This window comes from Caballeronia grimmiae (assembly GCF_022879615.1).
Classification (GTDB): Bacteria; Pseudomonadota; Gammaproteobacteria; order Burkholderiales; family Burkholderiaceae; genus Caballeronia; species Caballeronia grimmiae.
In genome coordinates this window covers 301,615-319,566 of record NZ_CP084272.1, presented here as the reverse complement: position 1 = coordinate 319,566, position 17,952 = coordinate 301,615, and the positions used below count along the sequence as shown (strand labels likewise).

The 17,952-nt window shown below is 66.0% G+C and carries 18 protein-coding genes and 1 pseudogene; 3 read left to right on the top strand and 16 right to left on the bottom strand.

The window, feature by feature from the left end; all coding sequences use genetic code 11:
- Positions 1-33: 33 nt before the first annotated feature.
- Positions 34-420, bottom strand: a complete 387-nt coding sequence (locus LDZ21_RS15120; RefSeq protein ID WP_244795633.1) for a response regulator transcription factor — start codon at positions 418-420, stop codon at positions 34-36.
- Between the two features lie 433 nt (positions 421-853).
- Between LDZ21_RS15120 and LDZ21_RS15115 the strand changes: the two genes are divergently transcribed.
- Together LDZ21_RS15115 and LDZ21_RS15110 are read left to right on the top strand one after the other, a co-directional pair.
- The gene (locus LDZ21_RS15115; protein WP_244795632.1) at positions 854-1,186 is read left to right on the top strand and encodes a DUF4148 domain-containing protein; all 333 of its coding nucleotides are present in this window, start codon (positions 854-856) and stop codon (positions 1,184-1,186) included.
- A 70-nt stretch (positions 1,187-1,256) separates the two neighbouring features.
- On the top strand, positions 1,257-2,051 hold the full coding sequence (locus tag LDZ21_RS15110; RefSeq protein ID WP_244795631.1) for an alpha/beta hydrolase: 795 nt from the start codon (positions 1,257-1,259) through the stop codon (positions 2,049-2,051).
- Positions 2,052-2,136: 85 nt separating this feature from the next.
- Here the strand turns inward: LDZ21_RS15110 and LDZ21_RS15105 are convergent, their stop codons facing one another.
- A complete protein-coding gene (locus LDZ21_RS15105) occupies positions 2,137-3,384 on the bottom strand; it encodes an NAD(P)/FAD-dependent oxidoreductase (protein ID WP_244795630.1) in 1,248 nt (415 codons plus the stop codon).
- Between the two features lie 125 nt (positions 3,385-3,509).
- Here LDZ21_RS15105 and LDZ21_RS15100 point away from each other — a divergent pair, with 125 nt between their 5' ends.
- Complete coding sequence (locus tag LDZ21_RS15100) at positions 3,510-4,250, top strand: class I SAM-dependent methyltransferase (protein WP_244795629.1); 741 nt, start codon at positions 3,510-3,512, stop codon at positions 4,248-4,250.
- A 60-nt stretch (positions 4,251-4,310) separates the two neighbouring features.
- Here LDZ21_RS15100 and LDZ21_RS15095 read toward each other — a convergent pair whose 3' ends face one another.
- From LDZ21_RS15095 to LDZ21_RS15030, 14 genes and pseudogenes are all read right to left on the bottom strand, one after another.
- Positions 4,311-4,745 (bottom strand): YbjQ family protein, encoded by a 435-nt coding sequence (locus tag LDZ21_RS15095; protein WP_244795861.1) that lies wholly within the window; start codon positions 4,743-4,745, stop codon positions 4,311-4,313.
- Between the two features lie 25 nt (positions 4,746-4,770).
- Entirely contained in the window at positions 4,771-5,172 is a 402-nt protein-coding gene (locus tag LDZ21_RS15090; protein WP_244795628.1) for a hypothetical protein, read from the bottom strand.
- Between the two features lie 62 nt (positions 5,173-5,234).
- A complete protein-coding gene (locus LDZ21_RS15085) occupies positions 5,235-6,482 on the bottom strand; it encodes a beta-ketoacyl-[acyl-carrier-protein] synthase family protein (protein WP_244795627.1) in 1,248 nt (415 codons plus the stop codon).
- Positions 6,479-7,705: a beta-ketoacyl-ACP synthase gene (locus LDZ21_RS15080; protein WP_244795626.1), complete on the bottom strand. Its 1,227-nt coding sequence runs from the start codon at positions 7,703-7,705 to the stop codon at positions 6,479-6,481. The genes LDZ21_RS15085 and LDZ21_RS15080 overlap by 4 nt, the downstream gene beginning before the upstream one ends.
- Positions 7,705-8,430 carry a 3-ketoacyl-ACP reductase FabG2 gene (locus tag LDZ21_RS15075; protein ID WP_244795625.1) on the bottom strand — a complete coding sequence of 242 codons (726 nt, stop codon included), beginning with the start codon at positions 8,428-8,430 and terminating at the stop codon, positions 7,705-7,707. The genes LDZ21_RS15080 and LDZ21_RS15075 overlap by 1 nt, the downstream gene beginning before the upstream one ends.
- The gene (locus LDZ21_RS15070; RefSeq protein WP_244795624.1) at positions 8,427-8,918 is read right to left on the bottom strand and encodes an ApeP family dehydratase; all 492 of its coding nucleotides are present in this window, start codon (positions 8,916-8,918) and stop codon (positions 8,427-8,429) included. The genes LDZ21_RS15075 and LDZ21_RS15070 overlap by 4 nt, the downstream gene beginning before the upstream one ends.
- 6 nt (positions 8,919-8,924) lie before the next feature.
- Positions 8,925-10,109: a beta-ketoacyl-[acyl-carrier-protein] synthase family protein gene (locus LDZ21_RS15065; RefSeq protein ID WP_244795623.1), complete on the bottom strand. Its 1,185-nt coding sequence runs from the start codon at positions 10,107-10,109 to the stop codon at positions 8,925-8,927.
- The gene (locus LDZ21_RS15060; protein ID WP_244795622.1) at positions 10,106-12,520 is read right to left on the bottom strand and encodes an ApeM family transporter; all 2,415 of its coding nucleotides are present in this window, start codon (positions 12,518-12,520) and stop codon (positions 10,106-10,108) included. Before LDZ21_RS15060 ends, LDZ21_RS15065 begins: the two co-directional genes overlap by 4 nt.
- On the bottom strand, positions 12,520-13,185 hold the full coding sequence (locus tag LDZ21_RS15055) for a LolA family protein (RefSeq protein WP_244795621.1): 666 nt from the start codon (positions 13,183-13,185) through the stop codon (positions 12,520-12,522). The genes LDZ21_RS15060 and LDZ21_RS15055 overlap by 1 nt, the downstream gene beginning before the upstream one ends.
- Positions 13,182-13,622 (bottom strand): acyl-CoA thioesterase, encoded by a 441-nt coding sequence (locus LDZ21_RS15050; protein ID WP_244795620.1) that lies wholly within the window; start codon positions 13,620-13,622, stop codon positions 13,182-13,184. The genes LDZ21_RS15055 and LDZ21_RS15050 overlap by 4 nt, the downstream gene beginning before the upstream one ends.
- Positions 13,615-15,378, bottom strand: coding sequence for a glycosyltransferase family 2 protein (locus tag LDZ21_RS15045; protein ID WP_244795619.1), 1,764 nt, complete (start codon positions 15,376-15,378; stop codon positions 13,615-13,617). Before LDZ21_RS15045 ends, LDZ21_RS15050 begins: the two co-directional genes overlap by 8 nt.
- Positions 15,375-17,072: pseudogene (locus LDZ21_RS15040) on the bottom strand (ApeI family dehydratase). Before LDZ21_RS15040 ends, LDZ21_RS15045 begins: the two are co-directional and overlap by 4 nt.
- Positions 17,069-17,701: a COG4648 family protein gene (locus LDZ21_RS15035; protein ID WP_244795618.1), complete on the bottom strand. Its 633-nt coding sequence runs from the start codon at positions 17,699-17,701 to the stop codon at positions 17,069-17,071. Before LDZ21_RS15035 ends, LDZ21_RS15040 begins: the two are co-directional and overlap by 4 nt.
- On the bottom strand, positions 17,701-17,952 hold the full coding sequence (locus LDZ21_RS15030; RefSeq protein WP_244795860.1) for an acyl carrier protein: 252 nt from the start codon (positions 17,950-17,952) through the stop codon (positions 17,701-17,703). The genes LDZ21_RS15035 and LDZ21_RS15030 overlap by 1 nt, the downstream gene beginning before the upstream one ends.

Genomic DNA, 17,952 nt, shown 5'->3' with positions numbered 1-17,952 from the left:
TCGAAATGGCGTTGGCTTGACGGATGCGTGCGCTCACTGGGCGCCGGGATCGAACGTTCGCTGCAACGTACTCAGGCATTCGGATACGACGGCGCCGTCCACCGGCTTGCCGAGAAAGCATAGCGCGCCGCCGTCGAGCGCCTGCCTGCGCACCGCATCGGATGCGAACGCGGTGATGAAGATGATCGGCAACGCGAGCCCCAGCTCGCGCAGCCGCTGCTGCAACTGCAAGCCGGTCATGCCGGGCATCTGCACGTCGCTGATGATGCACGCAACTTCGTCGAAATGCCCGGATTCCAGAAATGATTCCGCAGACGGGTACAGATGCACTTCCCAGCCGAGCGAGCGCAGCAGGCTCGACGTGGCGGCGCGAACGGATTCGTCGTCGTCGATGACTGAGACCAGGAAAGGGAAGGTCAAGCGCGTGTCCTCGATCATAGGCTGTCGGCGCGGCCCGGTCATGCGGGTCCGCTCGTGTGATGCCATCTTAGCGAGGGTGGCGAGCGCCGAAAATCATATGTGCGTATAGGTCGTGCGCCGCTCCGAGCGCGGTTCATACCTTGGTATGACGGCGTCATGCGGCCTGCCTATGGCGGCTGGCCTTGCGTTCGATGAGCGCCATCCGCGCGCCTCGCGAAGCCATCCACGGTCATCCGGAAGTACACGCGAAACCAACGCCAGCGTGCCTGCTCGCGCGCCTTCGTACGATGGGCCGGCCAGCCACGCCCGACTACATTTCACTCACGGCTGCATCGATGACACGGTCAGCCGCACGAAGCACCGCCTGATGCACTGCATACAGGCGCTTCAGAGCCGCATCCCGGTCATTCAATCCATCCAAGGAGTGTCAATCATGAAGAATATCCTCGTTTCCCTCGCCGTTGCCGTCAGCGCCCTCGCCGCGCCCGCTTTGAGCTTCGCACAGTCGAATGGTCCCCTCACCCGCGCCGAGGTCCGCGCGGATCTGGTGCGCGTCGAGCAAGCGGGTTACAACCCGGCGGTTGCGAGCGATCCGCACTATCCCGACGACATCCAGACCGCCGAAGCGAAAATCGCCGCCGAACAGACGAGCGGCGGTTTCGGCGGCGTGCAGCAGCGCACGTCGTCGGGTGCGCCGGCGCGTACGTCGATGCAATCGACCTGCGTCGGACCGGCTGACTTCTGCACGCCTTACTTCGGCAGTTGATAGTCGCGGCCGGGCGGCCTGGCCCGCCCGCCGCTTTTGCAAGCGCTTTTATCCGTTGACGGAGTGTCTCGTGAAATCTCTCTCGCATGCCGCTATCGCGCTCGCGGTTGCCGCTGGTTTTGCTTCATCGGCGATCGCCGCCGCGCCGGCCTCCGCGCCTTCATCTGCGCCGGTCAGGAATATCGTTCTCGTCCACGGCGCGTGGGTCGATGGCTCCGGCTGGAAGCCGGTCTACGACATCCTCGTGAAGGACGGGTATCACGTCAGCGTGGTGCAGGAACCGTTGACGTCCCTTGCCGGCGATGTGGCGGCCGCCCGCCGCGTACTCGACGCGCAGGACGGCCCGACGATACTCGTCGGTCATAGTTATGGCGGCTCGGTGATTACGGAAGCCGGCGTGCATCCGAACGTCGTCGGGCTGGTTTATGTCGCGGCGCACGCGCCCGCCGTCGGCGAGGACGAAAGCGCGCTCGGCAAACGCATGCCGAGTTATACGTCGATGCAATCCGGCGCCATCGAGAAAACCGCCGATGGCTACACGTACCTCAATCCCGCTGTGTTCCCGCAAGACTTCGCGGCCGATCTTGCACCGGCCAAAGCCAGGTTCGAAGCACATGCGCAGATGCCGACGGCGGCGGATGTCTTCTCGACGCCGTTGACCGCTGCGGCGTGGACGTCGAAGCCGAGCTGGGGCATCGTCGCGGGGGGCGACAAGATCATCAATCCCGATCTCGAACGCTGGTATTACGAGCGGGCGCATAGCCACACGACCGTGATTCCGGGCGCGAGTCATTCCGTGTATGAGTCGCGTCCGCGGCAGGTGGCAGCAGTCATCGAGGACGCGGCGCGGCACGCGCAGCCTTGAGCACGACGTCCGCGTGAAGCAGCGGACTGATGCAGCGGCAATCGTCCGCGCCGCATCGAATGACGCGAGCGGCGGACGAGCGTCGTCAGCCTCGCTGCATGCACGCTTCATGGAGGGTATCGAGCCGACGCGCGGCATCGGCGACATAGGGATTCGTTTCGTCCCACGCATAACCGGCCAGCACGGAGCTAACCATGCGTCGGATGACCGGAGTCTGATCCGGCGCAAAGATGATGTCCGGCAGCTTGCCCGAATACCAGCGCTCCACGAACGCACGGAACGTATCGATGCCTTTGCGCAAGGGCGCGTCGTATTCCGTGTGCCAGTCGATGACATCGCCATTCAGTTGACGCTTGAGCGCCTGAACCGCGAGATGCGCGGACCGCAATGCGATCGTCACGCCCGACGAGAACACCGGATCGAGAAACTCGCCCGCATTGCCGAGCAGCGCATAGCCCGCGCCATGCAGTTTCTCGACGTTCGCCGAATAACCGCCAATGTGCCGCACCGGCATCAGGAAAGGCGCATTGCCGATCAACCGGTTCAGAGTCGGCTCGCTCCGGATCAGCGAGCGCAGCTTCTGCTCCCGTTCTGCTTCGTCCACATCCAAAAACGCCGCTTCCGCCACGCATCCCACGGACGACCGCCCGTTCGCCAGCGGAATCATCCAGTACCACACGTCGCGATGCTCGGGATGCACCGCCACCGTGATCTTGCTGCGATCGTGAGCTTCGACCGGAATGCCGTCGCGCACATGCGTGAAGATGGCGGCGCGCGTCGGCAGGCGCGTCGGCGCTTCGAGGTTCAGCAGACGCGGCAGCACGCGGCCGAAACCGCTCGCGTCGAGCACGAAGCGCGCGTGAACCTGATACCGCGCGCCGGCCTCGTCGACGACATCGAGCACGGGCGCATCGCCCGTTTCCATGGCGAGCACGGTATGCCCGAAGCGGACGTCCGCGCCCTGTTCCGCCGCGCAGCGAATCAGCAGATCGTCGAACACCGCGCGCTCGACCTGATACGTCGTGCCCCATCCCTCCGAATGCTTGTCGCGGAAGTCATAGGCCGGCGCTTTATCCCGATACACGAATTGCGCGCCATTCTTGTACTGGAAGCCCGCTTCCACGACCGCGCGCAGCATCCCCGCTTCTTCCAGATACGCCATGCTTTGCGGCAACAGACTCTCGCCGATCGAAAAACGCGGGAAATGCTGGCGTTCGAGCACGAGCACCGAGCGTCCCGCTTTTCGCAACAGCGCGGCAGCCACCGCGCCCGATGGCCCCGCGCCGATGATGGCTACATCGACGTTTGTCTTCACCGAAGTTTCTTGACTCATTTCAAATTTCCTCGTTGCACACGGCAACGTATTGCGAACAAGACACATGATTCACGCACCTGCGATTACAATCACACGCGGACCATGCATCAAAACCTCAAGACACTTCTTTACCGAATCTAATCGTGCAGTTCACCGAATCATCCAATGTGCCGTTCGTGCCCGAGACCTCTTTCGGCGTCTGGTTCTTACGCACGCACACGTGGGAACATCAGGTTCTGCGTGTTGCCATCGACGACCTCAAACGCCTCATCGACGCTCCGTTGCCCGCCGCGCCCGTGATCGTCGATGTCGGCTGCGGTCAGGGCCTTTCGTTCCGTCTGCTTGCGCAAGCGTTCAAGCCGCAGCGCATCGTGGGCATCGACTTCCACGCGCTATCGCTCGCGCTTGCGGCCAAATCCGCGCAAGCCTGCGCGCATCGTCCCGAAACCGCGGCCACGAGGATCGAACTGCTTCACGGCGACTGCGCGAACCTGCCGCTGCCGGACGCAAGCGCCGACGTCGTCTTCTGTCACCAGACGTTTCATCACCTCGTCGAACAGGAACGTGCGCTCGCCGAGTTTCGCCGCGTGCTCAAGCCTGGCGGCGTGCTGATGTTCGCGGAATCGACGGATGCGTACATCAAGTCGTGGGTCATCCGGCTACTGTTTCGTCATCCGATGCAAGTGCAGAAGAGCGCCGACGGCTATCTCGACATGATCCGCAAGGGCGGCTTCAGCTTCGGGCCGCACAACGTCTCGCTGCCGTATCTCTGGTGGAGCCGCGCGAAGGATTTCGGGCTGCTCGAGCGCATCGGCCTCTACGTGCCTAAGCCCGGCAAGCGGCGTGAAACGCTCGTCAACGTCGTCGCGAGAAAAACCGCCTGAGCAGCGCACGGCGTTCATGCGGCGCGTGCATCGAGGCACGCACCGCTTCGCGCTTGAACCTCAGTCTTTCAGCTTGACCACTTCACCCTTCAACGCGACGCCTGCAACCACGGCGCCCGCGCCGCACGTGAACTCGGTGGCGCTCTCGCGCTCCACGTTCTCATAGTTGCTCTTGATATTGATGACCGCGTTGCCGCCTTCCTTGCGTGCGCGCTCCTGCAACTCCCTCACAGCCGAAAGGAACACGTGCTGGCACGCGTCCTCGTCGCTCTTGCCGAACGCGTTGGTCTTCTTGTTGGTCGCGAATTCGCCGAGCGATTTCAAAACCCGCGGATGCGCTTGTCCCGCGAAATACAGCGGTATGTCCTTGTCGACCTTGTCGGGTTCGCTAACCAGAGCGGGCGCGACAGGATAGATCCTGATCGTATTGCGCGCGAACGCTTGCGACGAGAAGAGCGCTGCAACGGTTGCCGCACAAATGAAAAGACGCTTCATGGTGGTCATGTTCCTGGTGGTTTGCTTATTCGACGTCCAGTTTCACGACGTCACCGCGCACGGCAAGCGTCGATCCGTTGTTGCTCGCGCCACAGACGAACTCCTTCGCTGACGTGGTCTGCGTGTGCTGAAAGCGCGTCGTGACGTTGATGACCGCATCGGCATGCTGCTCGCGTGCATAGTCGCGCAACTGGTCGAGCGCCTTGCCGAGCGCGATATTGCAGGTCGCTTCCTGACCGTCCATCGTGCGGGCCACGCGCACCGCCACTTCCTTGCTGCTGAACATCGTCTTGACGTTCGCGTGCTTCTGATCGCCGAAATACACCGCGACGTCGTTCGGCTTTTGCGTCTGCAGCGCGGCGGGCATCGGCAGCGAATGGATTTTCGTTGTGCAGCCGGCTTGCGTGATCAGCACGCCGGCCATCATCGGAGGACGATTTTTGTTTTCATAGTGCGGTTTCGTTTCTAGTTGTGGCTGGGATGCGCCCGTTATTCTCCGACGGACAACGGCTGAAACTTCTCGAACACGAGGCTCGCGGAACTGCCGCCGAAGCCGAACGACACCGACATCGCGCGCCCGATATGCGCCTCGCGTGTCTCGCGCACGAGCGGCATGCGCTCGGCAAGCGGTTCGAACGCGCTACGCTCTCCGGTTCCCGCGATGAACCCGTCGCGCATCATCAGCAACGTGTAGATCGCCTCGTGCGCGCCGCTCGCGCCGAGCGGATGCCCTGTCAGTCCTTTCGTCGACGAAAACGGCGGCACGTCCGCGCCGAACACCGACTGCAACGCGCGCAGTTCTTCCGCGTCGCCGAGCGGCGTCGAAGGCGCGTGCGTGTTGATGTAGCCGGGCAACGCGCCCGCTTCGTCGAGCGCCATGCGCATTGCACGCGCGATGCCGTCCGCATGCGGCGACACCATGCCCGCGCCATCCGTGCTTTGCCCGAAACCCGTGAGTTCCGCGTAGATGCGCGCGCCGCGTGCGAGCGCATGATCGAGCGCTTCGAGCACCAGCACGCCCGCACCCGAACCGATCACGAAGCCGTCGCGGGCGATGTCGTAAGGGCGCGAGGCTTGCCACGGCGTGTCGTTGAAGCCGCGCGACAACGCGTGCATCGCGTCGAACATCAGCGTCATGTTGTCGTGCAGCGCTTCGCTGCCGCCCGCGAGCACGATCTGCTGGCGTCCCGTCTGAATCAGTTGCATCGCCTGCCCGATGGCGAGCGCGGATGTCGTGCATGCCGACGAAGGCGAATACGCGACGCCCTCGATGCCGAACGCCTGCGCGACATTCGCGGACGCGGTGCTGCTCATCGCCTTGGGGACCGTGTAAGGCGGCGTTCTTTCGATGCCGCGCGTCACTGCGATGCCCATCGCCGCGTCGTATTCGGCCATCGCGCCGACGCCCGAGCCGATCACCGCACCGGCTTTCGGCGAGCGCAGCATGTCGTCGCCGAGGCGCGCATCCTCAATGGCCTTGCGTGCAGCGTGACACGCAAAGCGCGCGGTCTCGCCCATGAAGCGTTCCAGCTTGCGATCGAAGGGCGGCTCATTCATCACCGACGCCACCGCCGCCACCTGCGAACCGAATCCGCGCTCGCGCCACGCGTCGATGCGCGTCAGGCCCGAGCGCCCCGCCTTCAACGCGGCGCTCACTGTATCGAGCGTATTGCCGAGACACGAAACGATGCCCATGCCCGTGACGACGACGCGCTGCATGCCTTGCGCCTTGATCATCGAACGCGCCGGAAGATGAGCGACGTATTGATGCCGCCGAACGCGAAGTTGTTGCTCACCACGTATTCGGCGTCGATCGCGCGCGCCTCGCCCGTGATGTAATCGAGCGGCGCACACGCGGCGTCGACTTCGGTGAGATTGAGCGTCGGCGCGTACCAGTTGCGCTTCATCATCTCGATGGTCCACCACGCTTCGAGTGCGCCGCATGCGCCGAGCGTGTGTCCGACGTAGCTCTTCAGCGAGCTGATCGGCACGCGCTCGCCGAACGTCTGCGCGGTTGCGTGACTCTCCGCGATGTCGCCGCGATCCGTCGACGTGCCGTGCGCGTTCACATAGGCAATGGCTTGCGGATCGAGCCGCGCGTCGTGCAACGCGAGGTGCATCGCGCGCGCCATCGTGCTCGCGGTCGGCTGCGTCATGTGCGCGCCGTCCGAGTTGCAGCCGAATCCGGCGATCTCCGCGTGGATCGTCGCGCCGCGCGCCACGGCGTGCTCGTACTCCTCGAGGACCAGCGTCGCCGCCCCTTCGCCGACGACGAGACCATCGCGCCTGGCATCGAACGGGCGCGGCGTGAGACCCGGCTCGTCGTTGCGCGTGCTCGTCGCATAGAGCGTGTCGAATACAGCGACGGCCGGACCCGACAACTCTTCGGCGCCGCCCGCGAGCATCATCGTCTGCTTGCCCGACGCGATGGCTTCATACGCGAAACCGATCGCCTGACTGCCCGACGCGCACGCGGACGACGTCGGCAGGATGCGGCCCTTCAGGTCCCAGAAAAGGCCGACGTTCACCGCCGTCGTGTGCGGCATCATCTGCACGTAGCTGTTTGATGTGACATCGACCATCGAACCGGTTCGAAGCATCGTGCCGAACGCGCGGATCGGCTCGACCGAGCCGGACGACGATCCATACGCGACTCCCATGCGTCCGTCGCTGATGGACGTGTCTCCCGTCAAGCCCGCGTCCGCCAGCGCCAGTTCGCTCGCGCGCACCGCGTACATCGACACCATGCCCATCGACCGTGTCTTCTTGCGCGGCCACTCGGAGGGCTGCTCGAAGGCGGGCAGCGGACACGCGAGGCGCGTATGAAGCCCTGCGAAGAAGTCCCATTCCGGCATGCGGCGCACCGCGTTGCGGCCGCTCCGGAGCGCGGCTTCGATATCATGCCAGCAATTGCCGAGCGCCGTGACGCCGCCCATGCCAGTAACGACAACGCGCTTCATCAGATCATCCCGCCGTTCACGCCGATCACCTGGCGCGTCACATACGAAGCCGCATCCGACATGAGGAAGCTGACGACGGCGGCCACTTCGCCCGGCTGGCCGACGCGATTCATCGGCACCGTCTTCAGCGCATGATCGACGGAAACGTCGTCGAGCATGCCCGTTTCGATCAGTCCCGGCGCCACGCAGTTCGCCGTGATGTTGCGCGATGCGAGTTCGACGGCGAGCGCCTTTGTCGCGCCGATCAAGCCGGCTTTCGCCGCGCTGTAGTTCACCTGTCCGCGATTGCCGATCACGCCCGAGACCGACGCGATCGTCACGATGCGGCCGCCCTGCTTCGCGCGCACCATCGGCATGGTCAGCGGATGAATCACGTTGTAGAACGCGTCGAGACCCGTTTCGATCACGATGTCCCAGTCGTCGTCGGTCAATGCGGGAAACGCGGCATCGCGCGTCACGCCCGCGCTGCACACGATGCCGTAATACGCGCCGTGCGTGGCGACATCGGCTTCGAGCGCCTCACGGCACGCCGCGCGGTCGCGCACGTCGAATTGCACGACGCGCGCCGAGCCGCCCTGCACGGCGATGCCCGCCGTCACCGCTTCGGCTTCGGCGCGTCCGGTGCGGCAATGCACGGTGACCGCGAAGCCGTCGGCGGCCAGTTGATACGCAATCGCCCGGCCAATGCCGCGGCTTGCGCCAGTTACGAGGACTCGCCGGCTCATGAACTGATGCTCCCTTCGATGAAAGTCTGAAAATCGCGTGGCTGAAAGACCTTGATGACGGCCTGCGCGTAACGCTCGCCGTCGTGCTCGATCGTGCATTCGTACGCGCCGTGGCCCTCTTCGCTGCGCAGCACTTCTTCCACGCGGATGGTGAGCCGCGCATCGCGCGCAAACGTGCTGACATCGGCCATATAGCTGCGCGTGCCGAGCAGCACGCCGGGACGCGCATGGCCGCCGGCGCGCATCGCGAGCAGCGCGACGTGCGCGGCCACGGCCTGCGCCATCAGCTCGATGCCGATCCACGCGGGCATCGCGCCGTGTTCGTCGGCATACCACGCGTCGGCGCGCACGGTCGCAAGCGCGGTGAGCGCAACGTCGCTGCACGCGGCCACTTCGTCCACGAGCAGCATCGTGCCGCGATGAGGAATGATCGTTTCGATCGGCGCAAACGCGCCGCCGTGTTCGTCGATGTAAGTGTGTCCGGTCATCGTGCGTCAACCCGCGAGGATGAGGCTGACATTGCTGCCGCCAAACGCGAAAGAATTGCTCATGACGTAGCGCTGTGACGCTTCCTGCGAGAGATGACGTTCTTCCTGAACGAGATCGAGCGCGGGCAGGCCGGGGTCAGCTACGCCATCCCATTGATGCAGCGGCAAAGGAAAACGCGCTCGCGTGAGCGTCAGCCATGCGAAGCCGACTTCCGTCGCACCGGCCGCGCCGAGCAGATGCCCCGTCAACGGCTTCGTGCCGCTCGCCGGCACGACTTGCGGAAAGACCCGCGCCATCAGATGCGATTCCATCTCGTCGTTCTTGCGCGTGGCCGTCGCGTGCAGGTTCACGTAGCCGATGCCGGCGGGCGTGACGCCTGCATCCGCGAGCGCGGCGCGCAGCGCCAGTTCGCCGCCGACGCCTTGCGGGTCCGGCGCGGACACGTGATGCGCGTCGCTCGATTCACCCGCGCCCGCGAGACGCACTGCGCCTTCGTCGCGTGTCATCAGGAACACTGCCGCGCCTTCGCCGATGTTGATGCCGTTGCGATTGCGGCTCATCGGATTGGTGCGCGACGGACTCGTCGATTCGAGCGACGCGAAGCCCTGCAACGTGAGCTCGCACAACGTATCGACGCCGCCGACGACGATCGCATCGCACAGCCCGAGTTGCAGCAGCCGCCGGGCCGCGACGAACGCCTTCGCGCTCGACGTGCATGCCGTCGAGATAGTGAACGCCGGACCTTGCAGGTTCATCGCGGCGGCTGCGAACGGCGCGGCCGTGCCGATCTCCATCTGGCGATAGTCGAAACGCTCCGGCAGGCAGCCCGCCTCGGCGCGGTGCAGAAACGCCTCTTCCGCTGCGCCGATACCCGACGTGCTCGTGCCCAGCACCACGCCGATGCGCGCCGAGCCGAAACGCTCGCGCGCCGCTTCGATGTCGGGGCGAATCTGTTCGAGCGCGGCGAGCAGCAGCCGGTTGTTGCGGCAATCGAAGCGCGCAACGGATGCGGGCGGCGCGATGTCGAGCGGCGCGAGCACGCGGCCGACGAACGCATCGCCACGGCGCGTGCGCATCGGCCCCATGCCCGGCGACTGCGCCGCAGCGAGCGCGGATGCAATCGAATCGACGTCGCCGCCGAGCGCATTGACCATGCCGAGCGCATGCAGATAAACGGATGGCAGCGTCACGCTTCATTTCTCCTATCGGGCGGCATGCTCATCGGCGCGAGCAGCACCGCGACCAGGATGCCGAGCGCGAGCGTCGCGCCGAAGCTCTTCAAGGCGGGCATCGCGCTCATGCCGAGCAAGCCGAACGACGGCAGCGTCGTCGCCGCGGACAACAGCACACCCGCCCACACCGCGCCGAGATCGGCGTCGCTGCGCAGGCATCCTTCGCGCAGGAACACCGCGTAGTTCGCGCCCACGCCCAGCACGAGCATCAGGGCGAGGCAGTTGAACAGATTGAACGGCACGCGTGCATAGCCGAATGCGGCAATCGTCACGCCGACGGCGAGCAGCACGGGCAGCGTCGTCGCGATGCCGCCGCGCAGCCGGTAGCGCGCCATCAGCAGGACGAGCACGAACAGCAGCGCGACGCCGAGCCAGAGGCCGCTATCGACGCGATACGCGCCAAAGAGCTTCGACACGCTCGCGGCCTTGTCGACGAAAACGACGCCGTCGATCGAGCGCGCCGTTTCGACGAGCGCGGATTCGTTCTGCGGCGTCACGCGGCGCGGCATGACGATGGTCGCGTAACCGCGTTGGCCAGCCGCATCGAATGCGCCGAGCCACAGATGCCTGTACGGCTGCGACCACGGCGCGGCGAGCCAGCGCCCGATCGTCAGCGGTTGCGCACTGTCCTTGCCGAACGAGGCGATCCAGGCATCGGCGATTTCGTCGCGAAAGCCCGCACGCGAGAGCGTTGCACGCAAGGCGGCCGGGTCGGCGAACACGTGTTGCGCGAGCAACGCGCGAGCTTGCGCCTGACGCTGCGCCGAGGGCACGAATTGCACGACCGAGCGCCAGCCATCGACCGACCGATCGCCCGTCAATGCGTCGAGCCTTGCGCCGAGCGCTTCGGCGCGCTGGAGCACGGCTTCTTCGGACGCGCCCCGGACCACGAAGAACTGCGCGGTGTCGTCGACGCCGACGGCCGCGCGGACCTCGTTTTCCTGCGCGACGAGCACGGGATCGCGCTGGATCAGCAGATGGATGTCGTCGTCGCTCGTGAGACGCAGCCAGCCCGGCAGCGCGACCGCGACGAGCGCCGCCGCGACGAGCCATGCGCGCTTTCCGCCGATCACGCCGCGCCAGCGTGCGAGCAGCGTCGCGGCGGATGCGAAAAGACGCCGGCGCCCGGCTTTCGGCGGCTTCACGAGCAGCGCGGGCAGCAGCGACATCACGGACGCGAACGCGACGCCGATGCCCGCCATCGCGAAGCACGCAATCTGCTTGAGCGCGGGAAACGGGACCCACGCGAGAATGGCGTATCCGAGCAGGCTCGTGGCAAGGGCCACGCCCAACGCGGGCCGCACCGACCGCGCGCCGCTTTGCGCATTCCAGCCGCGCTGCGCGCCGAGATAGACGACGAAGTATTGAATCGAATAATCGACCGCCTCGCCCATCAGACTCGCGCCGAACACGAGCGTCAGCAGATGCAGCTTGCCGAAGACGAGCATCGTGAAGGCCAGCGCGCACACGATGCCGAGCGTCGTCGATAAGAAGCCGAGCAGCAGAAGCCGCGGCGAACGGAACACCCAGAGCATCAGCAGCGCGATGCCGCACGCCGACACGACGCCGATCAGATGCACCTCGCGTTCCGACGCGCTGCGCGCCGCCTGCGCATAAAACACCGCGCCAGCGCGCGCAACCGTGGCGTCGGGCCACGCCGCTTTCACCGACGCTTCGGTCTGCGCCGCCGCCGACAGCACCGCCCGCTGCGTCCGCGACTCGTACGCGGAGCCATTCAGCGTGGTAACGACGAGCACGCTGGTCATGTCGCCCCGATGCGCGACGAGCAAGTTGTCTTCGAGATCGAGTCCCGACGTGCCGAGCGGCAACTCCGACAACCAGTGTTCGAGCCAGCCGAAGGGATCGTCCGCGAGTTGCGTCGCGAGCGGCCCGCGCACCGGGTTATAGATGCGCTGCATCAGCGCATCGCCGAGCGCCGGCGCACCGTTCGCCGCGTGGGCGACGGCGTCGCGGTCATCGCGGGTCAGCAGCTCGAAGCGATAAGGCGCATACAGCGCGCCGATCTGCGCGAGGTCGAATGGCGGCAGTTCCACCGTCACCGATGCAAACGCGCCGCTGGTTCGCAGTGCGACGCCGAAGCGTTTCGCGGCGGCCTTCGCGTGGGTCGCGTCGCGGCTCGACACGAGAAACACGGTGCGGTCGCCGAGCGCATTCGCCAGCCGATCGACGGCTTTTTCGGCGACCGGATCGGCTTCCGTCGCGGGAAGCAGCGCGAGCAGATTTGTCTCCAGCGGCGACGGCCCTTTGAAGCGATAGACGCAATACAGCGCGGCGACGAGCGCGAGCACGAGCCACGCGGCGCGTATCGCGAGAAGTGCCGCGCGGCTGCGCTGCCGTTCCTTCAGCATTACGGCGCTCCCAGCAAGCCGCGCTCGGCGGCCGGCACGTCGTCGAGCGCTTCGCTCTGCGTGAAGTCGATCTGCGTGACATCGCCGTTCGCAAGCTCGATGCGCAAGCTCTGCAAGAACGCGCCGCCCTTCATGTGCAGCCCTTTGATGGACTGCGCGAGTTGCGGCTGATTCGGCTTCAGCAACAGCGCCCATTGCGATGGCGAGCCTTGCGCGTCGACATCGAATTGAGAGTAAAGCGCCGACAGGTCGCCGCCGAGCATCGCGCGCATCATCTTCGATACCTGCGCGACGCCGCGCACGCCTTGCACGCCTTGCACGCTTTTCGTGCCGATGCGCTTGCCGTTGGCATCGACTTCCGCGACGCCTGCGTCGGTGATGACGAATGTTGCCTTGTACGGCGTCAGCACGCGCCAGATCACGCCGCGCTCGCGATAGAACACGAAAGCGCCCGTGCTGACCAGCGGTTGCTTCATGGCCGCAAGCGTCTGCGTCTGCGTGAACTGCGCGTGCACGCCCTTGACCTGCCCGAGCCGCGACGTCACTTGCGAGACGAGCGCCGCGTCGCCGCCAGCGTTCTGCGCGGGCGTGGCCGCATGAAGCCAGCCGGCATTCGCCGTCAGCAGCAACGCGACGAGCGCCGTGCTCGCGCAGCGAAGTTTCATCGTTGCGACCATACGCGCTCCAGTTTTTCGAACACGACGGGCGGCGACACGAATTGCAGTTCCTCGGTGGCTGCATCGACGGCAACCTGGATCGTATAGCCCTTGGTCAGACGATTTCCGCTTACGCAATCGACGAGTTGATAACCGACCTTCAGGCGGTTTTCGTATTCGAGCAGTTCCGCGCGGACGTCGATACGTTGCCCGTAACGCGCGGGACGCACATATTTCAGATGCGCCTCGACGATCGGCCACACATAGCCCGACGCGCGCATCTCGCCGTAGTCGTAGTCGAATGCGCGCAGCAGCGCCGCGCGCCCCGCCTCGAAATATTTCAGGTAGTTGCCATGCCAGCACACGTTCATCGCATCGACGTCGTGAAACGGCACTTCGACGATCGCGCTCGCCGTCAGCGTCTTGTTGTGCTTCAGTTCAGCCATGACGCGAGTTTTCAGTGAGATCGGATACGGACACCGGCGCGGCGCTGCCCGCACGCGCCCAGAAATCGAAGAAGTTGAACCATTGATACGGCGCCTTGCGGCAGTAGTGTTCGAGACGCGACGCATAGCGCTGCGCCCACGCCGCGATGTGTTGAGCGCGTTCCCGGCGCGGCAGCGCGATGCGTTCGGCAAATTGTTCGAAGTACAAACGATATGAGCCCCCGCGCTCCCTGAGGCAGAAGAACAGATACACTGGGCAACCGAGCGCGTGGGCAAGCACATACGGGCCTTGCGCAAACGGCGCGGTCGCGCCGAGAAAGCGCGCATCCGTCGTGCGGCCGGACTCGTGCGCCGGCACGCGGTCGCCGACGATCACGAGCAGCTCGCCCGCGTCGATGCGCGCCTGCATCATCATCGACGTGTCCGGGCCGAAGTCGCTCACGTGAATCAGATGCTTCGCGAAGTCGCCATTCGCGGACGACAGCACGCTGTTGAAGCGCTTCGCGTGCTCCGTGTAGACGATCGCCGTGACCTTCGCGCGGCCGTTGCGCGCCGCGAGCGCCCGCGTCATTTCCAGGTTGCCGAGATGCGCGCCGATCACGAGCGCGCCACGGCCGCTCGCGACGAGCGCTTCGAACGGCGCGGGATCGTCGAATACGGCTTCCCGATCGCCGATTCTCCCCGACCACGCCGCGAGCTTGTCGAGCCCGGACTGCGCGAAAGCGAGCATCTGGCGATACGCCGAACGCCAGCCCGGCTGCGGCGTGCGCTCGCCGGGCGCGGCCTGCGAGAGTTGCGCGAAATACCGGTGCGAAGCCGCACGTGCAGTGCGTCCCGTCAGCAGGAAATAGCCGACGACGGGATGCAGCCAAAGCCCCGTGAAACGCATGCCGAACAGGCGGCAACTGAGCGCGAGCAGGCCCATGCCGAGGCGGCTTCCCCGCTCCGCGACGCGCCACCAGCCGGGGCCACCATGCGTGACCTGTTCAGAGGCCGCCGTTCTGCGCGGCATCAGCTTGTGCGCGATGAGCATCGGCGAGCGCAGCACCATGCCGCACACGAGCCGCGTATGGCTCGCGCTGATGCGAACGTTGTCCCATAGCACGTCGAAGTGCGACACGCCGTCCGTCGCGTAGACGACGCGCGTCGGGATCGAGCGGAACGCAAGGCGCCGCCAGTGCAGCCGCACGAGGATCTCGATGTCGAAGTCCATGCGCGTGCCGAGTTGCACGCTGTCGATCAGCGCGCAGGCGGCATCGAGCGGATAGAGGCGAAAGCCGCACATCGAATCGCGGATCGTCAACGACAGCGTTTCGATCCACACCCACACGTGCGTCAGGTAGCGCCCATAGAGACGCGACTTCGGCACGCTTTCGTCGTAGACCGGGCGGCCGAGGATGACCGCGCCCGGCTCGGCGCGCGCCGCGTCGAGAAAGAGCGGCACGTCGTTCGCGTCGTGCTGTCCGTCGGCGTCGATCTGCAACGCGTGCGTGAAGCCCGCGCGTCGTGCCGCGCGCAGGCCCGCCATCACCGCGGCGCCCTTGCCGCCGTTCACCGGCAGACGCAAGAGCGTCATCTGCCCGTGATAGCGGCGGGCGAGTTCGGCGAGGACGGCTTGCGTCGCGACGTCGCTGCCATCGTCGACGACGAAGATCGGCAGGCCATGAACGCTCAGGCGCGCCACGGTGCCGCCAATCGCGTCCTTGTGGTTGTAGATCGGAATGACGATGCACGTCGCGATGTCCGCACCGCTCATGCGCGCTCCCGATAAACGATCGCGCCCGACGCGCAGTCGCGTCCGTTGATCCGATAAGCGAATTGCACGCGGCGCCGCGCGGCATCGTGCGCGAGCCGCAATTCGAGCACCGCGCCGGGCGGCACGGGCGCCATGAACTTGAGTCGATCGACGCTTTCGATTGCGCGCGCCGCCGCGACGTGTTCCGACGCGAGCCGGATCGCCCAGTCGACCTGCACGACGCCGGGCAGGATGGGCAAGCCCGGAAAGTGGCCGGCGAAATGATCGAGCGCGGGCGGCACGCGCAACTCATAGCGCAAGTTCTCGCCGTCCCGCGATTCCGACAGCAACTCGAAGCCTTCAGCGCGCGGACCGAACGCCGCCGCGACGGCCGCAACCGGCAGCTTGCCGCGCGCATCGAACGGCAGCGCGATGCGAAAGCGCCAGTGACGCGGCAACAGCACGACGTCGAAGTAGGCGGCGACATGACGGCGCAAGCTCTTTGCGAGCGCCACGCGGCCGATGTCGTCGAGCGCCGCGCGGCCTTCGTCGGAGATCGCGACGACCGCGCCGACACGCTCGCGCGTCGCGCCCGCGAGCGGCACGACGCTCGCTTGCGCCACCTACGGATGCAGCGCGAGACGCGCTTCGAGTTCCGGCAGCGACACGCGCTTGCCGTCGAGTTTGACGACGCGGTCGAGGCGGCCCTGCAGCCGGAAGCGGCCGTCGTCGTCGAAGACGATCGCATCGTCCGTGCGATGCCAGCCGTCGTGGTCCAGATGCGGCGAGCGCACTTCGAGCGCCCCGTCGCCGGCACGCCGCACGTCCACGCCGCTGACCGGACGCCACGCGGCCGTTTCGTTCTGCCTGCGCCACGCGATGCCGCCCGTCTCGGTGCTGCCGAAAATCTCGACGGGTGCGTCGCCGAGGACCGCCGCGTAGTCGCGGGCCGTGTCCTCCGCAAGCGGTCCGCCCGACGAAAAGAATGCACGCGGCGCGGGCGTGAGCGAAGCAAAACCCGCCAGCGCGGTCCAGCGCATCAGTTGCGCGGGCGACGACACCATGGCGGTCGCGCCGCAACGTGCGATGCGCGCCTGAACCTGCTGCGGTTCCACGCAGACGGCGCGGTCGAATGCGCGTCCCGCCGCGAGCGGCCACAGCACGCGAAACAGCAGGCCGTAGATATGGCGATGCGGCACGCTCGCGAGCATGGTCGCGTCGCCGATCAGCGCGCCCCAGTCGCGTTCGAGCGTGCGCACTTCGGCGTCGAACTGGGCGAGCGTCTTGTGAATCGGCTTCGGCACGCCGCTGCTGCCCGATGTGTAGAGCGTGAGCGGCGCGTGCGGGTCGATATTCAGGGTGAGCGCGCCGGGCGCGTGGGCGCCGGCTGCCGCGGCGATTTCGGCATCGGTGAGGACGGCGTCGTAGGCGTCGGCGAGATCGGCCAGATAACCGGGCGCGGAACTCGCGGGAATCACCGGCGTCTTGCCGCACGCAAAGAGCGCGAAAAGCGCGCAGGCGAAATCGAAGGAATCGTCGATGCACAGCGCATAGCGGCGCGCCGTGCCTTCGTGCAAGTGCAACGCGAGCGACGCCACGCGTGCGCGAAACGCGGCATGCGTGAGGATCGCGTCCGCGCCGTCCCCCGCTCCATCGCGGCAGACGGGCGTGTGCGGATCGCGCCGCGCGCAAAGCAGTTCGTGCAGCGCGATCATGACGCCCCCAGCCGCCGCGCGCGCGGCAGAATCACGAGATAGCGCCACGCGATCTCACCCGCGAGCAGCAGGCCGATCAGACCATACGCGATCGCGCCGTTATAGAGCGACCACGCCTCGCGCGACCAGTACAGCGCGGTATAGAGCGAGAACAGACCGTTCGCGGCGAAGAACGCGCACCAGATCTGCGTGACGCGGCGCGTGTGGCGCACGGCCGGCTCGCTCAGATCGGGCGTTCGGATGCGCGCAAATTTTTCGATCATCGACGGACCGCGTACCAACGTCGAACCAAATGCAATCAGCAGGCCGAGATTCACGAGAGACGGATAGAGATGGAGCAGGCGCTCGCTATCGGTCCACACGATCGCAGCCGATGCCGCGCTCAACATGAGCCCGACCGCCCAGTCGACGACCGTGAGCGTGCGCAGCGACGCACCGACGACGCCCGTGCCCGCGCAGCGCTGCAGCCAGATCAGCGCGAACAGCAGGCAGCCGATATAGCGTGGCGCGTTCCAGAACCAGCCGCACAGAATGACGGCCGGATACGCGAGCTTGAACGCGACGTTGAGCGCGAAGCCGATCCAGCTTCGATGCGCGCCGTCGCGGGTTGGGGCGGTCCGTGGCTGCATCAGTCCTGTGCTGCCAGCAGCGACTCGACAGCGGCGATCACGTCGCCGACCGTGCGCACCGATTTGAATTCCTCGGGCTTGATACGGCGGCCCGTCATTTCCTGCAGCTTGATCGCGAGATCGACGGCATCGATGCTGTCCAGATCGAGTTCTTCGAACAGATGCGCTTGCGGCGTCACGCGCTCAGGTGCGATGCCGAAGTTCTCTTTGAAAATCGCGCGGATGCGCTCAAGGATTTCGATGTCGGTCAC